The following is a 20,156-nucleotide window of genomic DNA, read 5'->3' as shown; positions in this document are numbered from 1 at the left end:
TTGCCTTCACCTTATTGTGAATTCTTCTCTGGCCGTTTCCAGGATTCAATCGTTAGCTGCTTGGCCCGGGTAAGGGTCAACGCATTTTCCTTCGCGCTCTTGGTAATCGTCGAACCGGCACCGATGGTTGCACCGGCGCCTATATCAACCGGTGCAACCAATGCTGAGTTTGAACCGATAAACGCACCTTCGCCAATAATCGTTTTATGTTTATTGACCCCGTCATAATTACAGGTAATAGTGCCTGCACCTATATTCACATCGCGGCCGATTTCACTGTCACCCAAATAGGTCAGATGACTCGCTTTCGCACCTTCTTCCATTATTGTGTTCTTGGTTTCCACAAAATTGCCGATACGGGCGCCGCGTTTCATTTCGGTGCCGGGTCTGAGGCGGGCAAACGGACCCACATCACAGCCCTCACCCACCTGCGCGTTTTCAAGCACACAATTGGCTTTGATAATACTGCCAGCGCCGATGACACTGTCAATAATCACACAATTCGGACCGATTTGAACGCCTGTGCCCAATTCCACTTGCCCTTCAAATACGACATTCACATCAATAAAACAATCCTGTGAAATGTTCACTTGCCCGCGGATATCTATTCGTGCCGGGTCGGCCAAGGTGGCACCGGCTATCATCAATTCTTCTGCTAATTTCCGTTGATATAGCCGTTCAAGACGCGCCAGCTGACGTTTATCATTCACGCCCTCGACTTCAATCGGGTCTTTTACACGGCAGCCGATGACTGGCACATCATGCTGGTTTGCAATTTTGACCAGATCCGTCAAATAATATTCACCCTGAGCATTATTACTGTCGATCGACGGTAACCACTGTTGAAGATCTTTCGAATCGGCCAGCATAATGCCGGTGTTGACTTCTACTATTTTGCGAATTTCATTGCCGGCGTCTTTCTCTTCTACAATCTCCCGCACCACTCCAGCGTGGTCCCGAACGATACGCCCGTAACCGGTGGGATCCGGTAATTTGACAGTTAGCACTCCGGTGTCTCCCGGCGATACCTCATTCAAAAAGCGGGTCAGGGTGTTTTCACTAATGAGCGGGACATCACCGTAGAGGATCAGAGTCCGGCTACCTTCGTTCAAATGCGGCAGTGCCTGCAACACCGCATGCCCGGTTCCTAACTGCTCAGACTGTTCAACCCATTCCACTTCAGCGGCCGAAAAACCTGTGCCAATATCGGATTTGACCTGCTCGCCCCCGTGTCCGTATACAACGATCACCTTCGCCGCATTCAAAGACAAGCTGGTCTTCAGCACATGCGCCAGTAAGGATTGTTTTGCCAGTGGCTGCAGTACTTTAGGTAGTTTCGATTTCATTCGGGTGCCTTTACCGGCAGCCAGGATGACAACATTCAGATCCATAATATGATGTCCTGTTTTCACAATAAAAAAGGGTAGCCTAAGCTACCCTTCTTAATATGCTTTGTTGATCGCTTCACGACAAGCAGTGATTTATTTACCCATTTTTTTCTTCAGCGCCTGAATCGTACGCAATTGGGCAGCTGCTTCCGCCAGCATTGCAGCGGCTGCAGAGTAGTTGATTTCAGAGGACTGGTTAGCCAGAGCACGACGCGCTTCATCAATTGCGTGTTGCGCTGCAGCTTCATCTACGTCACCGGCACGCTCAGCGGTGTCAGCCAGAATCGTTACCAATTTGGGCTGAACTTCGAGCATTCCACCTGAAACGTAATAAACTTCTTCATCACCATTTTGCTTGATGACCCGAACCGGACCGGGGTTCAGTTGAGTCAGCAAGGGAGCGTGACCGGGAGCAATACCCAGGTCACCCAATTTGCCGTGAGCAACAACCAGCTCGACTAAGCCGGAGAAGATAGACTTCTCAGCGCTTACGATATCACAGTGCACGGTTATCGCCATGGTTTAGAACTCCCTCAGGAACAGTTAGGATTTTGCACCTTTCTCGATGGCTTCTTCGATTGAACCAACCATATAGAACGCTTGTTCCGGCAGGTGATCCAGCTCGCCATCCAAAATCATTTTGAAGCCACGAATCGTGTCTTTCAAAGAAACGTACTTACCGGGAGAACCTGTGAACACTTCCGCTACGTGGAACGGTTGTGACAGGAATCGCTCGATTTTACGTGCGCGTGATACCACCAGCTTATCTTCTTCGGATAATTCGTCCATACCCAGAATAGCGATGATGTCTTTCAGCTCTTTGTAGCTTTGCAGGTTGGTCTGAACACCGCGAGCCACTTCATAGTGCTCCTGTCCAATAACCAGAGGATCCAATTGGCGTGAAGTGGAATCCAGAGGATCAACCGCAGGATAGATACCTTTCGCGGCAATATCACGACTCAATACAACGGTGGAGTCCAAATGCGAGAACGTGGTTGCCGGAGAGGGGTCAGTCAAGTCATCCGCAGGTACATATACGGCCTGGATGGAAGTGATAGAACCGGTCTTGGTAGAGGTGATACGTTCCTGAAGAACACCCATTTCCTCTGCCAGAGTCGGCTGATAACCTACCGCGGAAGGCATACGGCCCAGCAGTGCTGATACCTCGGTACCCGCCAGTGTGTATCGATAGATGTTATCAACGAAAAGCAGTACGTCACGACCATCATCACGGAATTTTTCCGCCATGGTCAAGCCGGTCAGTGCCACTCGCAGACGGTTACCCGGTGGCTCGTTCATCTGACCATAAACCATGGCCACTTTTGATTTATCAAATTGCTCAACGTTAACAACGCCGGCTTCCTGCATTTCGTGATAGAAGTCGTTACCTTCACGAGTCCGCTCACCCACACCGGCAAACACGGACAGACCGGAGTGCTCGGTTGCGATGTTGTTAATCAACTCCATCATGTTAACGGTTTTACCCACACCCGCACCACCGAACAGACCCACTTTACCACCCTTAGCAAAAGGACAGATCAGGTCGATTACCTTGATGCCGGTTTCCAGCAAATCGGTAGAAGAAGATTGCTCTGCATAGGTCGGTGGCTTACGGTGAATGGAAGAACGTTGTTGCTCTCCAATCGGTCCGCATTCATCGATCGGGTTACCCAGAACGTCCATGATACGGCCCAATGTTTCTATACCGACCGGTACGTTGATGGGAGCGCCGGTACCGGTTACGTTCAACCCGCGCTTCAAACCTTCTACAGACCCCATGGCGATAGTACGCACGACACCGTCACCCAACTGTTGCTGTACTTCCAGCACTGTAGGAGCGTTCTCCACATTCAGTGCGTCGTACACATTAGGTACGGAATCACGTGGAAATTCCACGTCGATAACCGCGCCGATGATTTGTACGATACGTCCGCTACTCATGTTTGTATCCTCTTAAATCGAAATTTGTTAAAAACCTGAATCTTTATACGGCCGCCGCGCCGCCCACGATTTCTGAAATCTCTTGGGTAATCGCTGCCTGACGCGCTTTGTTGTATACCAATTGCAAGTCGTTGATCATGTTACCTGCGTTATCGGTGGCTGATTTCATCGCAACCATTCGCGCAGCCTGCTCACAGGCATTGTTTTCAACGACGCCCTGGTATACCTGGGACTCGATGAAACGGATCAAAAGATTATCGAGAATCTCTTTTGCATCCGGTTCATAGATATAATCCCAATGGTGTTTGTATTCCTCTCCTTCGTCGGCTTCCAAAGGAAGCAACTGCAGAGGCTTCGGCGTTTGCGTCATCGTGTTAACGAATTCGTTGTACATCAGGTACAACTGGTCAATACCGCCATTTTCAAAGGAATCGAGCATCACCTTGACCGATCCGATCAAATCCTCAATGGTTGGCTGATCGCCTAAACCGGTCCGGGTAGCCACTACATTGCCCCCAACAGAGCGGAAGAAGCTAACCGCTTTGCCACCGATCAACGCCATATCCACTTCGCAACCTTTTGCAGTCCACTCTTTGGAAAGCGCAATGGTTTTCTTGAACAGGTTAATGTTCAGACCACCACATAAGCCTCGGTCTGAGGACACTACAATCACACCAACACGCTTCACTTTACGTTCAACCATGAAGATGTGTTTATATTCCGGATTGGAGCTGGCCAAGTGACGAACGACCTGACGAATCTTTTCCGCATAGGGTTTAGAAGCCGTCATACGATCTTGCGCTTTACGCATTTTACTTGCCGCAACGAGTTCCATTGCAGAGGTGATTTTCTGCGTGTTCTTAACGCTGGCTATTTTGCCACGTATCTCTTTTGCGCCTGACATAGGTTTACCGTATTCAGATTACGGGGCAGCACAATGCTACCCCGGTGAATGATTACCAAGTCTGGGTGGACTTGAACTTCTCAACGAGTGCTTTGAACTCGCCTTCGATGTCGCCGTTCCAATCGCCTTTCTCGTTCACTTTCGCCATCAGTGCAGATGCTTCTGAGTTGGCATAGGACAATAACGCGGCTTCGAAATCCAGAATCTTGTTGATTTCGATACCTTCCAGATAGCCTTCGTTAGCAACAAACAGTACCAAGCCCATTTCCGCAACGGACTGGGGTGAATACTGTTTCTGTTTCATCAGTTCGGTAACACGCTGACCGTGCTCCAACTGCTTACGAGTTGCTTCATCCAGGTCCGATGCAAACTGAGCAAATGCCGCCAATTCACGATACTGCGCCAGTGCCAATCGAATACCACCACCCAACTTCTTGATGATTTTGGTCTGCGCAGCACCACCAACACGAGATACCGAAATACCTGCGTTCATCGCCGGACGAATACCGGAGTTAAACAGGTTGGTTTCTACGAAGATCTGACCATCTGTGATGGAGATTACGTTAGTCGGTACGAAAGCGGATACGTCACCGGCCTGGGTTTCAATGATCGGCAATGCGGTCAATGAACCGGTTTGGCCTTTCACTTCGCCGTTGGTGAATTTCTCAACGTAGTCAGCATTAACACGAGCAGAGCGCTCAAGCAGACGCGAGTGAAGATAGAAAACATCACCAGGATAGGCTTCACGGCCCGGCGGACGACGCAGCAGCAACGAAATTTGACGATAGGCCCAAGCCTGTTTGGTCAAATCATCGTACACAATCAGGGCATCTTCGCCGCGATCGCGGAAATACTCACCCATGGTACAACCGGTGAATGGTGCCAGGAACAACATGGCTGCAGGATCGGCGGCTGCCGCTGCGACCACAATGGTGTTTTCCATTGCGCCATGTTCTTCCAGTTTGCGTACCACGTTAGCAATCGACGATTGCTTCTGTCCGATGGCCACGTAGATACACTTAATGCCGGAATCTTTCTGGTTGATAATGGTGTCGATTGCGATCGCTGTTTTACCGATCTGACGGTCGCCGATGATAAGCTCACGTTGGCCACGGCCAACCGGCGTCATGGAATCTATTGATTTCAGTCCGGTTTGAACCGGCTGGTCAACGGATTGACGAGCGATAACACCCGGTGCAACCTTTTCCACAACGTCAGTCTGAGTGGTGTTCAATGGACCTTTGCCATCGATGGGGTTACCCAGACCATCTACTACACGGCCCAACAGTTCAGTGCCGACCGGTACTTCCAATACTTTACCGGTACATTTAACTTTCTGGCCTTCAGCCAATCCCAGGTAATCACCCAGAACGACGGAACCTACAGAATCTTGCTCAAGGTTAAGAGCCATTCCATAAGTGCCGTTTTCAAATTCGATCATCTCGCCGTACATTACGTCGGCCAGACCATGAATACGCACAATACCGTCAGAAACACTGACGATGGTTCCTTCGGTGCGCGCTTCGGAAGTTGTATCCAGATTCGCGATGCGCTGTTTGATCAGCTCGCTAATTTCTGAAGGGTTGAGTTGCTGCATGCTTATGTCCTCAAACTCAAGAATTCAATTTTTCGGCCAGTTTCGCGAGCTTGCCGCGTACCGATGCGTCGATCACCATATCTCCCGCGTGAACGAGAACACCGCCTAGCAGTGACTTATCTACTGATGTGGTGAAGTTAACGTCACGACCCAGTTTATGCTTCAGAGAGCCAGCAAGTTTGTTTGCCTGTTCATCGGTCAAAGGAAATGCGGAAGTAATTTCCACATCGACACTTTGCTCTTTTTGCGATTTCAGCTGCTCGTACAACTCAGCGATTTCCGATAAAGCGGCTAACCGTTTGTTCTGAACCAACATGGAAACAAAATTCTTTCCCGGTTGGTTCAGTTTGTCCGCGCACACTTTCTCAAAGGCTTCTGCTTTCTGTTCAGCAGACACTTTTGTGTTTTGCAGGAAACGATCCATTGCTTCGTCTTTAGAGACCGCAGCAGCGAAAGCCAGCATTTCTGACCATTCAGCTAACGCGTCATTCTCACTGGCATACTGAAAAGCAGCTTTCGCGTAAGGTCGGGCAACTGTAATTAATTCTGCCATATTCCGTTACCGTTACAGTTCAGAAGCCAGCTGCTCGAGCATCGCGTCGTGAGCGCTTTGATCAACCGCTGAGCCAAGAATTTTCTCTGCTCCGGCAATAGACAACGCGGAAACCTGGGCCCGTAGTGTTTCTTTTGCACGGTTCAGTTCCTGATCGATCTCTGCTTGGGCTGCTGTCTTCAAACGCTCTCCTTCGGAACGCGCCTGATCTTTAGCTTCCTCGACCAATTGATTGGCACGCTTGTTAGCTTGCTCAATCAACGCAGCAGCTTGCTGCTTGGCTTCACGCAAAGTCTCGACTGCTTTGTCTTTTGCCAGTTCCAGATCTCTTTCTGCCTTATCGGCAGCTTGCAAACCTGTTGCTATCTTGTCGGATCGTTCCTGCATGGCCGTGATTAAAGGCGGCCAAACAAATTTCATACAGAACCATACGAAGATGGCAAAGGCGATAACCTGTCCTAGGATGGTGGCATTAATATCCATACCAAATCCCCTCGCTCGTTAAAGTAAATGTGTGACTGTACTTTCTACAGAGCGACGGACTTAAGCCAGAACGAAGATCAGGTACATGCCGATACCAACACCGATCATCGGTACAGCATCAAGCAGACCCGCCACGATGAACATTTTGGTTTGCAACATAGGCGCCATCTCTGGTTGCCGCGCAGCACCTTCCAAGAACTTACCACCCAATAAAGCGAAGCCAATAGCAGTACCCAATGCGCCAAGACCGATTAGCAGAGCAGCGGCGATGAGAATAATTGCAGATTCCATGTTATCTCCTGGATTGTTGATTTTTAGGTTGAGGTTAAAAAGTTGCGTTAAAAAATAATCTAGTGTTCCACATCGTGATCTTCATAGGCAGCGCTCAGATATACGATGGTAAGAACCATAAATACGAAAGCCTGCAGAGTGATGACCAGAATATGAAATATTGCCCACGGCACTGCCAGAGTCCACTGAATGAACCAGGGTAACAGAGCAATCAAAATAAAGATCATTTCACCTGCGTACATGTTTCCGAACAGCCGCAGCCCCAGTGAGATGGGCTTAGCCACCAAGTTGATTGTTTCCAGAATCAGGTTCACCGGAATCAACAACATTTTTACCAGGATATTACTGTGATTAAACGGGTGCAGTGCCAAATCACCAATGATGAATCCACCCAAGCCCTTGACCCGGATACTGCAAATGATGATGAGTGCGAATACGCTGAACGACATGCCCAGGGTTATATTGGGATCTGTGGAAGGTACAATTTTCATATACTCCACACCCGACAGATAAAACAAATGGGGAATCCAGTCGACTGGAATCAAATCCATCAGGTTCATCAGGAAGATCCAGCAAAAAACTGTCAGGGAAAGGGGCGCGATCATTTTGCTGCGACCGTGAAAACCTTCTTTCACCGAGGTATCAACAAACTCGACTATAATTTCGATAAAGTTCTGGAACCCGCTAGGAATACCGGAGCTGGCCCGTTTGGCAGCCAGGCCGAACATACCGATGAAGAGTAAACCCAACCCGATTGACCAGCCCAGAGAATCCACATGCAACTTCCAGAAGCCCATTTCAGCGGCTTCTGCGGCTGTATGTGCAAAACCCCAGGTACCATCAGGGTGCTGACCATAGACCAGGTTGGTTAAATGGTGCTTTATATAGTCTGAAGAACTTCCGGCTGCCATAGAATCCCAAAACCTTAAATTCGAAGTCTAAATGAACTTTCTTTGCCGATTTGCACTAGTCGCGCATAAAGAGAGGCGCAATCACTGCGACTCCATAAACCAGAAAGAAAGCTGAAAACAAAAACGCTGCGTTATCACGCGCACCCGGGAGCAATTTAAACGATGCAAGAAACAACATCATGACAATGACAAATTTTCCGGCTTCGCCCCGATAAAACGTCCGCATTACCTGCTCGGACGATCGTGCTCCTGTATAGCGGAATGCTTGGATGGCAAAGTAGAGATTAGCCAGCGTGGCTATCCACCCCCCCACAAGCGCTGCCGACGCAGCGTCTTTACCTATCGCTATCAACACACATACAGGAATAATTATTGAGGCGAGGGCCTGTGAACCGACCACGCAAACAGTCAGATATCGTTTGTTTAGCGCACTTGGTTTTGTCACAGTCTTTTCCGTATTGCCCTCAATCAGCGGTTCTTACCTTTTGGGTCAGCTCGACGCGGATTGCAGGTGCCTGTGTAAGGCGGTGCCGATTATAGAGACTTTCCCCATGGCAGGCAACCAATGACAACCATTGATTAGGCGCAAACCATCACCCCCAAACGCCTGCATTTCGGTCAATTTACTTGATGTGGTCGAGTATGCCGTCCAGCTCATCCAGGCTAGAATAGCGGATTACAAGCCTACCCTTGCCTTTTGCACCATGCTGGATCATCACCGGCGCACCGATCTTATCAGACAAATTATCTTGTAACAGTTTGATATCAGGATCGACTCTTTGGTCCCCGGTTGCCAATTTCATCTGTTGCATCCGACGTACCAGGGCTTCGGTCTGTCGCACAGAAAGGCCCTTGGCAACGACAACCCGGGCCGCCTCCGTTTGGCTGGCAGCATCCAGCGGCAGGATCGCCCTGGCATGCCCCATTTCCAGATCGCCATGCTCAACCAGCTTGCGCGCATCCGGAGTCAAATTCATCAGACGCAAAAGATTGGTCACCGTGGTGCGGGATTTGCCCACGGCATCGGCCACCTGCTGATGGGTTAACTCAAACTCATCCTGGAAGCGCTGCAGCGCGGAAGCTTCCTCGATCGGATTCAGATCTTCACGCTGAATATTCTCGATCAGCGCCATCGCAATGGCGGCTTCGTCGGTAACCGATCGCACCACACAAGGCACTTTTTCCAAGCCCGCCAACTGACTGGCGCGCCAACGGCGCTCACCGGCAATGATCTCGTACTGATTGCTGCCCATCGGGCGCACCACAATCGGCTGCATCACCCCCTGCGCCTTGATCGAGTTCGCCAACTCTTCCAGAGCTTGCGGGTCCATATCCCGGCGCGGCTGATAGCGGCCACGTTGCAGAAACTCGATGGGAATGTGCTTCAGCTCACCGTCAATATCTTCGCGCGGAATCGTCACCGGCTGGCTTGCATCTGTGGGGACTTCTTTTTGCGGAATGCTGGCGCTGCCTAACAGCGCATCCAGTCCGCGACCTAATCCTTTCTTCTTGGCTGCCATGAATCGCCTTTGTTTTGGTCAGTGAGAGGTGCAATCTTCCACATTATAAGTGGGTAGCGCAATCAGGCATGAGCTGTTTCTACGGGACCCTTGGGAACTTTTTGTTCAGCCCGGCGTATTAGCTCACCCGCCAGAGCCAGATAGGAAACCGCACCACGAGAGCGGCTATCGTACTCCAGCGCGGGTAATCCGTGACTGGGCGCTTCCGCTAGCCGGACGTTACGGGGAATAATCGTGCGGTACACTTTGTCGCCGAAATGTTCGGTTAACTGGCTTGATACCTGGTTCGCCAGAGCAATACGCGGGTCATACATGGTTCGCAACAAGCCATCGATTTCCAGTTTCGGATTAAGCACGTTTTTAATTTTTTCGATGGTGTTGAGCAGTGCAGTGAGCCCTTCCAAGGCATAATACTCACACTGCATCGGAATAATGACGGAGTCCGACGCCACCAGCGCATTGACCGTCAACATATTCAAGGAGGGAGGACAATCAATCAAAATATAATCATACAGTGAACGCAAACCCTCCAGTGACTTATTCAGGCGTTGCTCTTTGTGATCCTGCTCCAACAGTTCCACTTCCGCTGCGGTCAAATCGGCATTGGCCCCGATCAGGTCATAACCGGCCGGTGACTTCACTTTGGCTTCTGCGATGGACATCTCATCAACCAAAACATCGTAGACGGAGGTTTCCAGCTCATGCTTGTCCACACCGCTGCCCATAGTCGCGTTTCCCTGCGGGTCAAGATCGATCAGCAGAACTTTGCGTTTCGTCGCAACCAGTGACGCCGCCAGATTCACTGACGTGGTGGTCTTGCCTACTCCACCTTTTTGATTGGTCACTGAAATTATTTTGCCCACGATGGATCTCCTCAGGGGTATTTAGCGGCTGTGCTTTTGTTTTACCACAATCAGATGCCGCTCTTCATGCAGGAATGGGACATTTAGAGCGATAACGTCGATTTTGAGCTGCGTTTGGTCAAGTTGCCCGATTTCTTCTGTGGGCACCACGCCTTTCATGGCCAGCAGAGATCCCCCGGGTTTGAGCAGCGGAAGACACACGTCAACAAAATCCGGCAGCGACGAGAACGCCCGGCTGGTAATGGCATCGAAAAGTGTCGTATCCGGTAAAGTTTCGATACGCCCCTTAACTACGTCCAGATTCTGTAACATCAGTTCGGCTTTCATCTGAATCAGAAAGCGGGTTTTCTTGCCATTGCTGTCTAGCAGGGTCCAGTGTCGGTCTGGGTCGCAAATGGACATGGGAATACCGGGCAAACCCGGACCGGTACCCACATCCAGAATGGCGTCACCGGTGAGATGATGATGAATCGCCAGGCTGTCCAGCAGATGTTTAACCACCATATCACCCGGATCACGGATAGCGGTCAGGTTATACGCCTTGTTCCACTTCAGTAAATTACCGAGGTAATCGCGGATTTTTTCTAACTGTGAGGGCGATAACGACAAGCCCAGCTGATCACAACCCGATGCAAGTCGCTGATAATGTTGTTCGGCTATTTGCAAAACTTACAGTCCGACCGACTTTTTATCACGACCGGACCGCTTTTTCAGATGCACCAACAGTAACGATATTGCTGCCGGCGTTACTCCCGGCACTCGGGAAGCCTGGCCCAGGGTCTGCGGCTGAATCTGTTTCAGCTTGGATTTGATCTCGTTGGACAACCCGGAGATGACCTCGTAATCAAAATCCGCCGGCAGTGCGGTGTTTTCACTACGGCGTACCCGTTCAATTTCATCTTGTTGCCGCGTGATGTAGCCTTCGTATTTTGCCACCACCTCAATTTGCTCGGCAACCGCCGCATCCACCACCAGCTCCGGTGTTAACGCCGCGATGTCCTTATAGGTCAGCTCTGGCCGGCGTAGCAAATCCTTCAGGCTGTATTCATGAGACAACGCTCTTTCCAGCTTGGGGTTCAACTGCTTGGCCATGGCACTGTCGGGCAATACCCAGGTACCACTAATACGCTGCTCTTCACGCTCTATGGCTTCCAGCTTTTCACTAAACGCTTGCCAGCGCTCATCGCTGATCAAACCTAACTCGCGGCCTTTTTCAGTTAACCGCCGATCCGCATTATCCTCGCGTAGCAACAACCGGTGCTCGGCACGGCTGGTGAACATACGATACGGTTCCGTAGTCCCCATGCTAATCAAATCGTCGACTAACACACCGATGTAAGCCTCATCCCGGCGCGGGTACCACGCCTCTTTATCCTGCGCACGTCGCGCCGCATTCAACCCGGCCAACAGCCCCTGGGCACCGGCTTCTTCGTATCCGGTGGTGCCATTGATTTGTCCGGCAAAGAACAAACCCTGGATAAATTTGGTTTCTAAAGAATGACGCAAATCCCGGGGATCAAAATAATCGTATTCAATAGCGTAACCTGGCCGCAGGATATGGGCCTGCTCCATACCACGAATGGAATGCACCAAATCCAGCTGGACATCAAATGGCAAACTGGTGGAGATACCGTTGGGATAAAGCTCGTGCGTGGTCAGCCCTTCCGGCTCAATAAATATCTGATGGGAATTTTTCTCAGCGAAGCGGTGAATCTTATCTTCGATTGACGGGCAATAACGGGGGCCAATACCTTCAATGACCCCGGTATACATGGGGGAGCGATCCAAGCCGCCGCGAATAATATCGTGGGTACGCTCATTGGTATGGGTAATGTAACAACTGATTTGGCGCGGATGTTCTTCCACCTTGCCCATATAGGACATCACCGGTAACGGCGCATCACCGGGTTGTTCCGTCATCACCGAAAAGTCCACGGTTTTGGCATCGATACGAGGCGGAGTTCCGGTTTTAAGACGGTCGACGTTAAAGGGTAACTCGCGCAACCGGTCGGCCAGGGCGATCGACGGCGGATCACCCGCCCTGCCTCCGGAGTGGTTATCGAGCCCGATATGGATCTTACCGCCCAGGAAAGTCCCGGCTGTTAACACCACGGACTGAGAGTAGAAGCGCACCCCCATGTTAGTGAGCACTCCCTTCACTTGCTCGCCCACTATGAGCAAGTCATCCGCTGACTGTTGGAAAATGTCCAGATTTGGTTGGTTTTCCAGAATAGCGCGGACCGCGGCCTTATAAAGTATCCGGTCTGCCTGCGCGCGGGTGGCGCGCACTGCCGGCCCCTTACGGGAGTTGAGTATCCGGAATTGAATACCGCCTTTATCTGTTGCCCGCGCCATGGCGCCGTCCAGGGCATCAATTTCTTTTACCAGGTGGCTTTTCCCAATACCGCCAATGGCAGGATTACACGACATCTGCCCCAGAGTTTCGATATTGTGGGTCAACAATAGAGTCGCGACGCCCATGCGCGCGCTGGCCAAGGCCGCTTCCGTACCGGCGTGACCTCCGCCGATGACAATGACTCCGTACTGTTTCGGGTAATCCACAAGGGAATCCTCTGAGGGTAAAAAAGGCGGAATAGTATATTCCAGATCGGAGGAAAAGAAAAAAGCTTTACAGTTCATAAAGCGATCAAGGCAAGTAAATGTTAGCCTGCTTCTCGAATGAACAGACCTGCACCAAGAGTTATCACCGCTTTCAATAAGAGCACCAATGAGATATCGTTCAAAAAAAAGGACAACTATTTGACTTAGAATAGGAAAATGATAGCCAACCGTGCTATTTAGTAACTACCCTTACCCTTATATAGCGGTTTAACGTCACGAAACGCGACTGTCACACTCCCGACTTATAGTTCATTTTAGGTTTACACCTTAATTTATAACGTCATCAAAATCAGTCGCAAAATTGGCTTGAATATTGAACACAACATTCTGTTTCGGGTCTTTGGGGCCACACAGCAGTGTCGATTGCGCAACGAAAGTTCGCAACCGTCATAAAACAATAAATTACAGCGCCGCTTTCCCTCATAGAATGACGATCAATTAGTCCAAACCGAATCTGTACTACAGTTCGACTAGCTGCAAGCGTACTACCCCTAACCAGGTTGTTAGAATTTTATAAACAAGGAATATCATGGGGAACAAAGGTTTCATCAGGAATAACGTCAATCAGTTCGCGTTTATGTATAGATTGGCTGATCTGGGCTTGATTCAATTCAGCCTTTACGCCGCAACCCAACTTTACGGCACCGCCTATGACTTCCAGTTTTTCCTGCTAGCACTGATCGCCAATGTCTCTTATTCCTTTACCGCGGAAATGTTCTGGCTTTATCGATCCTGGCGCGCCAGTGCGCTAAAAGAAATTCTATTTTATACCCTCCTCAGCTGGGCAATCGCTTTACTGCCGGTGTTGATGTTTGTGTTCTTCGCCAAAATGGCACAAGAGTACTCACGTCTGGTACTGGGTTATTGGATTATTAGCAGCCTTTTCTTGTTGTGTGGTTGGCGTGTTTTGTATCGCTATCTGCTTTTCCATCTGCGCAAGCAAGGCCGCAATAGCCGCTCCGTTGGAATTATCGGGCTTTCGGATTCAGGATGCATGCTGGCGGAAGAGTTACTGGGCCACCCGGAAACCGGATACCAGCTCAACGCCGTGTTTGATGACCGAACACCCGACCGGCTGGACTGCCAATACGTCCATCTGATGGAAGGATCTGTAGCCGATGGCGTGAAACGGGCGCAAAACGGCGAGTTTGATGTTTTGTTTATTGGGCTCCCGTTCTCCGCTAAAGCACGCATTGAGAGCATACTGCGATTACTTGGTGACACGACCGTGGATGTGCACCTGATACCCGACTTCTTTATTTACAACTTGCTCCATGCCCGCATTGGCCAGGTTGGAGATATACAAACGGTAAGTGTCTATGACACGCCCATGCGCGGCGGCTGGTCGTTGTTGAAACGGGTAGAAGACGTGGTGTTATCCGCCGTTATTCTTTCCGTGATGGCCATTCCCATGCTACTGATTGGCTTATGCATAAAAATGACCTCGCCCGGCCCTGTTTTTTTCTTACAGGATCGCTACGGCTTAGATGGACGCAGAATCAAAGTGTTTAAATTTCGGTCGATGCACGTGACAGAAAATGGCGGAGAGGTAGTGCAGGCCAAGCGCCATGACAAACGAGTAACACCGATCGGGGGTTTCTTGCGCAGAACATCACTGGATGAGCTTCCCCAATTCATCAATGTAATGCAAGGTAACATGTCCATCGTTGGGCCCCGCCCCCATGCTGTTGCGCACAACGAGGAATACCGAAAGCAAGTGGACTTCTATATGTTACGACATAAGATGAAACCGGGGATAACAGGACTGGCACAGATCAATGGCTGCCGCGGTGAAACCGATACCTTGGATAAGATGAAAATGCGCATACACTTTGACCTGGAATATATTCGGCATTGGTCGCTGTGGATCGATTTTAAAATTATTCTGGCCACGTTTTCGAAGGGGTTTGTCGGGAAGGATGTTTATTAGATTTGTAGTGGGGATCTCAAAAAAATACGCCAATAGCTGGCTATTTAAATAGCAACGGTAGCTCAAAACTACATATCACAAGTGCTTGAAAGAAATTTTATATTTTCATGCTTTCGCCCTGCACTTAATATACTCACCTACTGACTTGAATGTCGTATCGAAATAGCAAGTTGAGTATTATGCGAATAATTAATATAAAAAGTATAAACCAAATGTCACTCGCTCTTATCGTGAGCATTCTGTTTATTGCCGGATGCGATAATATAAGCGTAATCGGTGACAAGGATAACGATGGGGATACCGTTCCCCGCACCGTTGATAACCCCCCCCCAGAAGAACCCGCTCCGCCTGAAGAGCCTACCGACCCTAATGGACCGGTTGATCCTGGGCTGCCAGATGAGTCGGACCCGGAGGGACCCATACTGCTTTCACTGCGCGATGTTAATGGTGACGGCATTCAGGATATTGCGGTAATAATTGAGGATCCCACCAACGAAAAGCTTACTGCCACAGTAAAAGACGCTAATAACAATTTAATCAATACCATTTCTTTTACAGGGGATTGTCGACTCCTTTCCGCAGTGCCCTTACCTGATATGAACGGTGACTTAGGAATGGAACTAGCGGTTATCTGCCGGGATCGCTCCACGGGAGAACCAGCAATAGAAATTCGTAACCCGAGCAATGGTGGCCTGATTCGCAACATGAGGTTCAGCAGTGATTTACAGCTAATGTTCACCTCTACAGTCGAAGACGTCAGCGGCGATGGCTATCCGGAGTTGGCAGCCTTGTTCAAAGAAACAGCACCCACAGGCTTGCTATTCGCGCAAATAATAAACCCTCTCGACGGCGTGTCGATGAATAATGTCTATTTCGATAACCGATTTATAGCTAGGGATTTACTATCGATACCGGATATGGATCGTTCAGGAATTCCTGAAATCGTTTTTTTGGGTGAGACCAGCAAAGGCGAATTCAGAACCGTCATACGGGACGCACAGAGCAATGCAATCGTAAGCACCAAAAGCCTGGGAAGCCAGTTTACGGTGAAACAACTGTCCGTTGCTCCCAATCGAAATGGTGACTCTATCGAAGAAATAGCGGCATTACGCCAGGACAGATCCCTCACTGTACTGCTCTACCAGGCGTTCGATGGTGCTCTATCCAATGTGGTCAATTTCAACCCAGAATTTAATTCTGAGAAGATGCTTATTTTAGCCGACATTAACGGCAATGGTGCTCTGGAGCTGGCAGTATTGGGACTCAACCCGAAAACCGACTCTATTAAAACGGAAGTGCGTGATGCGCGAACAGGGGACTTATTAAGCAATGTACTGTGGCCAACACTCTATTTGCCTGTGGACACGGTAACGATGACCGATATCAATTTTAATGGTAGCCAGGAACTGGTATATCTGGGGCGAAGGGATAGCGACGGCAAGTTAATGGTTTATATAAAAGATTCCATCACCAACGAGTTGCTGGGAACCATTGATTTTTAGCTACTTTTTCCCGTTTTAAATACTTCTACTTCATTCGAATATAAAAGCTGATTTCACAAATATTTCAGCCAATCATTCGTAAAAGAATCTATCTTTTTATACACGTGTTCAAATGCTTCCCGGCTCTTCCGGTAGGGGTCACCGATCGCAGCCCCACTTGACCACTTACTCAACAAAAATATTTTTCCGCTCACTTGGGGTGCCAGACTATTGATGCTCTTTATCAGCGAACTATCCATAGTCAAAATGAGATCCGCATCCACCAACATCTGAGTGCTGAGCTGTCGGGCCTTATGGTCGCCAGCATCAATCCCATTTTCCAACAGTAGCTGGCCCGCCGTTTCGTCGATTGGGTGGTCTACCAAAGCACCGACCCCAGCCGAATGCACTTTCACATTCGGTTTATTAGTCAGTTTTTGCTTGAAAAGGTACTCACCAGTGGGACTTCGGCAAATGTTGCCGATACACACAATCAGGATTTCATTAAACATGCTATTGACTTCAATAATGAAGAAAGGGATTTATTCGAGGTAATCTCTTGCATTGAGCATCCGCGATGTTATAGTTTTTTCTGGGACTTCGCTACTCTCTGGTCGAATAGCTGAAGATTGATTATTGACCGTTATCAATGCAGCACACAGAGGAAAACCACATGAAATCTTTATTTGTAAATCTATCTAAAATCGGTCTTCTTTTACTGGCCTTTTCTTCAGCAGCCTTTGCTGCCGATTCAGTTGATACGACTTTGGATACTGGCAGCGCCGGCACAATTACTGGCACTGGTACTACTACAACCACCACAACTACAACAACGACGGGCACTGATTAGCTTCTACTAATTTGTATCGATGTGTGGATCCAGCTAATCACCTATTCGTTTACTGGCTTTAGCTTTAGCCTCTGTATCTGTACTCGCTCTCCGAAAACCACACAGAAGTTAGAGCGAAAGCATGAAAAACTCGATACCCTTCAAGCACTTGTGACATATATTCTGGGTTCATTACAGCCATTTTTTGCTTTCGCTGCTAACTAGCCTTTTTAGAAGTCTCCCGCTTGAGCAAATTTAACGCGATGCGCCGAGCCCCTGATAGGTTTTCCGCCGCATTGTCCCGATACACCTGACAGGCATCTTCGTTCATTCCCGCACCCAGCATCCAATGCAATTAGTTCTTTATGCCCCAGTGCGAACGAACCGCGTCTCCAAATTCCGCTACTTTTAATTTCGCTGGTGTACTGTAATACCGAATGCTCAGGTTTGCATACTCTTCCGACTTGTTACCTCGCGTTGAAATAACCACTCCAACTTTCTTTATACCAGGCTATTCAAATTCCAAATCAACGAACTCTTCAAAAGGATCAAAAAGAAGTACTGTCTTACTGCCATGATCTTTCCCTACTTTCTAAAGTGAAAACACATTTAAGGCGGACATAACGAGTAAGCAAAAGATAGCGGCACGCAATGATGGCTACCTCTCTGAAGCCCTTGCGAAGAAACAACTTTCATGCCTCTTTCTCTGATTTAAAATTTGGAATTTTTTTAAGCTTGGTCATAGGTCACCTTCTCTGCGGCATACAAGCCATCGTTAAGGCGATATTTAGAACTTAAAGCCTAGGTCTCTAGCTTTTCCTTTGATCCAATCAAAACCGCCGCCCCCAAATATAAGCAATAACAAAAGCTTTATAAATGTACTCCTACTATGTTCATTTCCAGTTCCCGTAATAAGCTGTGGATTAATATATATTTTATAACCACTAGCAGTGATTTTTGAGTGCAACGCAACATGCTCGCATAGGTCCTCCCCTTGTTCCGTTACCCCTTCATAGCTTGCATTCATTAAAGTGTGGGGTTTATACAAAGCAAATCCACTAAAAGCTGACTCAACTTGAATCCATTCACTCTCTTTACTAATTTTTGTCATCTTCGAGGCAATCGCCAAATAATAGGCCTTGTAAGGCCTATAGCCAATTTTTTGGAGGGATTTAAACTGCTCATGACAATCCATTGGCGACCAGGCAGGATGGCGTAGCGCCCAAATATCATAGTAGCGATTGCTTTGGTTTGCCGTACAAACATCCCAATCACTTCGATTTTCACAACTTGTAATCGCTGCTTTTGTTATCCTATTATTTATTCCGTCGAAATCGGCTATGACTATGTATTTAAAGTTATAGTCCTGGTAATCGCCACTACGTATCAAGTCCAGATAATGATTCCTGCAGCGAGCAATTCGTTGCGTCCGCGACGAGATGTCACCCCTAAGATTCCCTAAAGAATAGAAAATGAAGTTCTGGTAATAATTTTTTAGTCGCTCTAATTCCTCAATTGTGTTGTCGCTGCTATCAGATTCAATGAATAGCCAATGCAGGGTATCTTCTGGCGAGAATGCATTTGATAGTAAATCAATATCGTTAGAAATATGACGTTCACAATCTCTCACGACTCCGCAAATTAGAATATTCGCCACGGTTTCTCCAAACTAATTAAATCAATTCATTTTACGGTTACTTCGAATTAAATCCGGATATTTTTTTATTAGGTATGAATCCAGCTGTTTGAGTTGATCGTACTGCTTTGACTCGAGTTCAGAATACTTAAACTCAGGCTTCCTCAATGCAACAGCTAAAGTGATTCCACCACCTGAAGTAATAACACGTTCAGTCCAATCAATAAGCTGTTTTTGAGGAAATCCTGCGTCGCCAGCTCGCCAACCCGCTTGAATCGGGAGGAATATGTGGGGAATTAGCCCGTCAATGTACTTGGAGCGCTCTATTTGCTCAATGATCACTTCATTTCCATCCCACCAAGGGAGTTTTAATCTTGTAGGAGTAATGTGACCGTTAGTGTAGGACTCGTATTGATTTGATCGACCCAATTTCCATCCAAAAAGCGCGCGTTTGCCTTGAAAACCTGCAACTCTACTACTTCGATTATCGCTATCGTTCCAGGCAAATAGAGCCGCCGAATTTCCTTTTTCAATCGCCTCATGAAATAAATATGGATTAGCCCAATTTCCATGATCAAACCACCAGCCATCAATCTTATTCGCATATCTCATTGCGTATGGCTCAATCGCATATAAAGCAACGGCTTGATCATGGCTAAGATCTTCTTTTAGAAGTAACGCTTGCCAAGAAACACGTATTGCATCGATTTTATTCACTTTAAGGCGGTGCATGTCACTTTTCGGCCGAATATTTTCGTCTCTTTTTGATCCGGGTCCCTGTGCTGCGAAATAGACCAATATGCGAAATCCACGATCGCGCAAAAGTTCAACTGCTTCACCAAAGAGATCTCGCTCAGGCACCATAAGCTCTGAAATAGACTTAAGATGTTTGTTTGGAGATGTAAAGAATGACCCCATGGCTCCTTCTGTTATATTAAGCATGACCCATGAAGCAGTTTTCAGGGAACTAAGTTGATCGGTTAATAACTTTACATCGAAATCCTGTACGTTTTTGGTCGATGCAGATGGAATGACTACCCTTACACCCCAACCACTACGTAACCACTCTTTGTTGGAAGAGAGCGTCGAACTCAAATCTATATTATCTTTCGACTTTCTATCTTCTTGTATAGCTGGGTAAGCATTAGCATACGCCAACGCGACGATGATTACGGCAAAAACCTGTTTAATTTTCAAGCACCCCCCC

At 48.3% G+C, this 20,156-nt stretch carries 20 protein-coding genes; 3 read left to right on the top strand and 17 right to left on the bottom strand.

What is annotated here, in order from left to right; genetic code table 11:
* Window positions 1-11: 11 nt before the first annotated feature.
* The 14 genes from glmU to mnmG form a co-directional block, all read right to left on the bottom strand.
* A complete protein-coding gene (gene glmU / locus FT643_RS17620; RefSeq protein WP_317622060.1) occupies window positions 12-1,394 on the bottom strand; it encodes a bifunctional UDP-N-acetylglucosamine diphosphorylase/glucosamine-1-phosphate N-acetyltransferase GlmU in 1,383 nt (460 codons plus the stop codon).
* Between the two features lie 87 nt (window positions 1,395-1,481).
* Window positions 1,482-1,907: a F0F1 ATP synthase subunit epsilon gene (locus FT643_RS17615; RefSeq protein ID WP_156872740.1), complete on the bottom strand. Its 426-nt coding sequence runs from the start codon at window positions 1,905-1,907 to the stop codon at window positions 1,482-1,484.
* A gap of 24 nt (window positions 1,908-1,931) precedes the next feature.
* Window positions 1,932-3,329 carry a F0F1 ATP synthase subunit beta gene (gene atpD, locus FT643_RS17610; RefSeq protein ID WP_156872739.1) on the bottom strand — a complete coding sequence of 466 codons (1,398 nt, stop codon included), beginning with the start codon at window positions 3,327-3,329 and terminating at the stop codon, window positions 1,932-1,934.
* Window positions 3,330-3,372: 43 nt separating this feature from the next.
* Window positions 3,373-4,233 (bottom strand): F0F1 ATP synthase subunit gamma, encoded by an 861-nt coding sequence (gene atpG, locus FT643_RS17605; RefSeq protein WP_156872738.1) that lies wholly within the window; start codon window positions 4,231-4,233, stop codon window positions 3,373-3,375.
* A gap of 52 nt (window positions 4,234-4,285) precedes the next feature.
* Window positions 4,286-5,830: a F0F1 ATP synthase subunit alpha gene (gene atpA / locus FT643_RS17600; RefSeq protein ID WP_156872737.1), complete on the bottom strand. Its 1,545-nt coding sequence runs from the start codon at window positions 5,828-5,830 to the stop codon at window positions 4,286-4,288.
* A gap of 16 nt (window positions 5,831-5,846) precedes the next feature.
* A complete protein-coding gene (locus FT643_RS17595; RefSeq protein WP_156872736.1) occupies window positions 5,847-6,383 on the bottom strand; it encodes a F0F1 ATP synthase subunit delta in 537 nt (178 codons plus the stop codon).
* Window positions 6,384-6,395: 12 nt separating this feature from the next.
* Window positions 6,396-6,866 (bottom strand): F0F1 ATP synthase subunit B, encoded by a 471-nt coding sequence (locus FT643_RS17590; RefSeq protein ID WP_156872735.1) that lies wholly within the window; start codon window positions 6,864-6,866, stop codon window positions 6,396-6,398.
* Window positions 6,867-6,926: 60 nt separating this feature from the next.
* Window positions 6,927-7,157 (bottom strand): F0F1 ATP synthase subunit C, encoded by a 231-nt coding sequence (gene atpE / locus FT643_RS17585; protein WP_156872734.1) that lies wholly within the window; start codon window positions 7,155-7,157, stop codon window positions 6,927-6,929.
* A gap of 59 nt (window positions 7,158-7,216) precedes the next feature.
* Window positions 7,217-8,068, bottom strand: coding sequence for a F0F1 ATP synthase subunit A (atpB, locus tag FT643_RS17580; RefSeq protein WP_156872733.1), 852 nt, complete (start codon window positions 8,066-8,068; stop codon window positions 7,217-7,219).
* 55 nt (window positions 8,069-8,123) lie between these two features.
* A complete protein-coding gene (locus FT643_RS17575) occupies window positions 8,124-8,513 on the bottom strand; it encodes an ATP synthase subunit I (protein ID WP_198043652.1) in 390 nt (129 codons plus the stop codon).
* A gap of 178 nt (window positions 8,514-8,691) precedes the next feature.
* The gene (locus FT643_RS17570) at window positions 8,692-9,588 is read right to left on the bottom strand and encodes a ParB/RepB/Spo0J family partition protein (RefSeq protein WP_156872731.1); all 897 of its coding nucleotides are present in this window, start codon (window positions 9,586-9,588) and stop codon (window positions 8,692-8,694) included.
* A gap of 62 nt (window positions 9,589-9,650) precedes the next feature.
* Window positions 9,651-10,451: a ParA family protein gene (locus FT643_RS17565; RefSeq protein WP_317622055.1), complete on the bottom strand. Its 801-nt coding sequence runs from the start codon at window positions 10,449-10,451 to the stop codon at window positions 9,651-9,653.
* Between the two features lie 21 nt (window positions 10,452-10,472).
* Window positions 10,473-11,117, bottom strand: a complete 645-nt coding sequence (gene rsmG / locus FT643_RS17560) for a 16S rRNA (guanine(527)-N(7))-methyltransferase RsmG (protein ID WP_156872729.1) — start codon at window positions 11,115-11,117, stop codon at window positions 10,473-10,475.
* Between the two features lie 3 nt (window positions 11,118-11,120).
* Window positions 11,121-13,091, bottom strand: a complete 1,971-nt coding sequence (mnmG, locus tag FT643_RS17555) for a tRNA uridine-5-carboxymethylaminomethyl(34) synthesis enzyme MnmG (protein WP_156872728.1) — start codon at window positions 13,089-13,091, stop codon at window positions 11,121-11,123.
* A gap of 511 nt (window positions 13,092-13,602) precedes the next feature.
* Between mnmG and FT643_RS17550 the strand changes: the two genes are divergently transcribed.
* Together FT643_RS17550 and FT643_RS17545 are read left to right on the top strand one after the other, a co-directional pair.
* Window positions 13,603-15,003 carry an undecaprenyl-phosphate glucose phosphotransferase gene (locus tag FT643_RS17550; RefSeq protein WP_156872727.1) on the top strand — a complete coding sequence of 467 codons (1,401 nt, stop codon included), beginning with the start codon at window positions 13,603-13,605 and terminating at the stop codon, window positions 15,001-15,003.
* Window positions 15,004-15,215: 212 nt separating this feature from the next.
* Window positions 15,216-16,505, top strand: coding sequence for a hypothetical protein (locus FT643_RS17545; protein WP_156872726.1), 1,290 nt, complete (start codon window positions 15,216-15,218; stop codon window positions 16,503-16,505).
* Window positions 16,506-16,558: 53 nt separating this feature from the next.
* On the opposite strand, the gene FT643_RS17540 is transcribed toward FT643_RS17545, so the two are convergent.
* Window positions 16,559-16,996, bottom strand: a complete 438-nt coding sequence (locus tag FT643_RS17540) for a low molecular weight protein-tyrosine-phosphatase (RefSeq protein WP_156872725.1) — start codon at window positions 16,994-16,996, stop codon at window positions 16,559-16,561.
* 161 nt (window positions 16,997-17,157) lie between these two features.
* Between FT643_RS17540 and FT643_RS17535 the strand changes: the two genes are divergently transcribed.
* Complete coding sequence (locus FT643_RS17535; RefSeq protein ID WP_156872724.1) at window positions 17,158-17,334, top strand: hypothetical protein; 177 nt, start codon at window positions 17,158-17,160, stop codon at window positions 17,332-17,334.
* A gap of 766 nt (window positions 17,335-18,100) precedes the next feature.
* Here the strand turns inward: FT643_RS17535 and FT643_RS17530 are convergent.
* Entirely contained in the window at window positions 18,101-18,970 is an 870-nt protein-coding gene (locus tag FT643_RS17530) for a hypothetical protein (protein WP_156872723.1), read from the bottom strand.
* A 21-nt stretch (window positions 18,971-18,991) separates the two neighbouring features.
* Window positions 18,992-20,146: a hypothetical protein gene (locus FT643_RS17525; RefSeq protein ID WP_156872722.1), complete on the bottom strand. Its 1,155-nt coding sequence runs from the start codon at window positions 20,144-20,146 to the stop codon at window positions 18,992-18,994.
* Between the last annotated feature and the right edge of the window lie 10 nt (window positions 20,147-20,156).

Source organism: Ketobacter sp. MCCC 1A13808 (assembly GCF_009746715.1).
Taxonomy (GTDB): domain Bacteria; phylum Pseudomonadota; class Gammaproteobacteria; order Pseudomonadales; family Ketobacteraceae; genus Ketobacter.
Note: the sequence above shows the minus strand (reverse complement) of the source record. Positions and strands in the feature narration are given on the sequence as shown.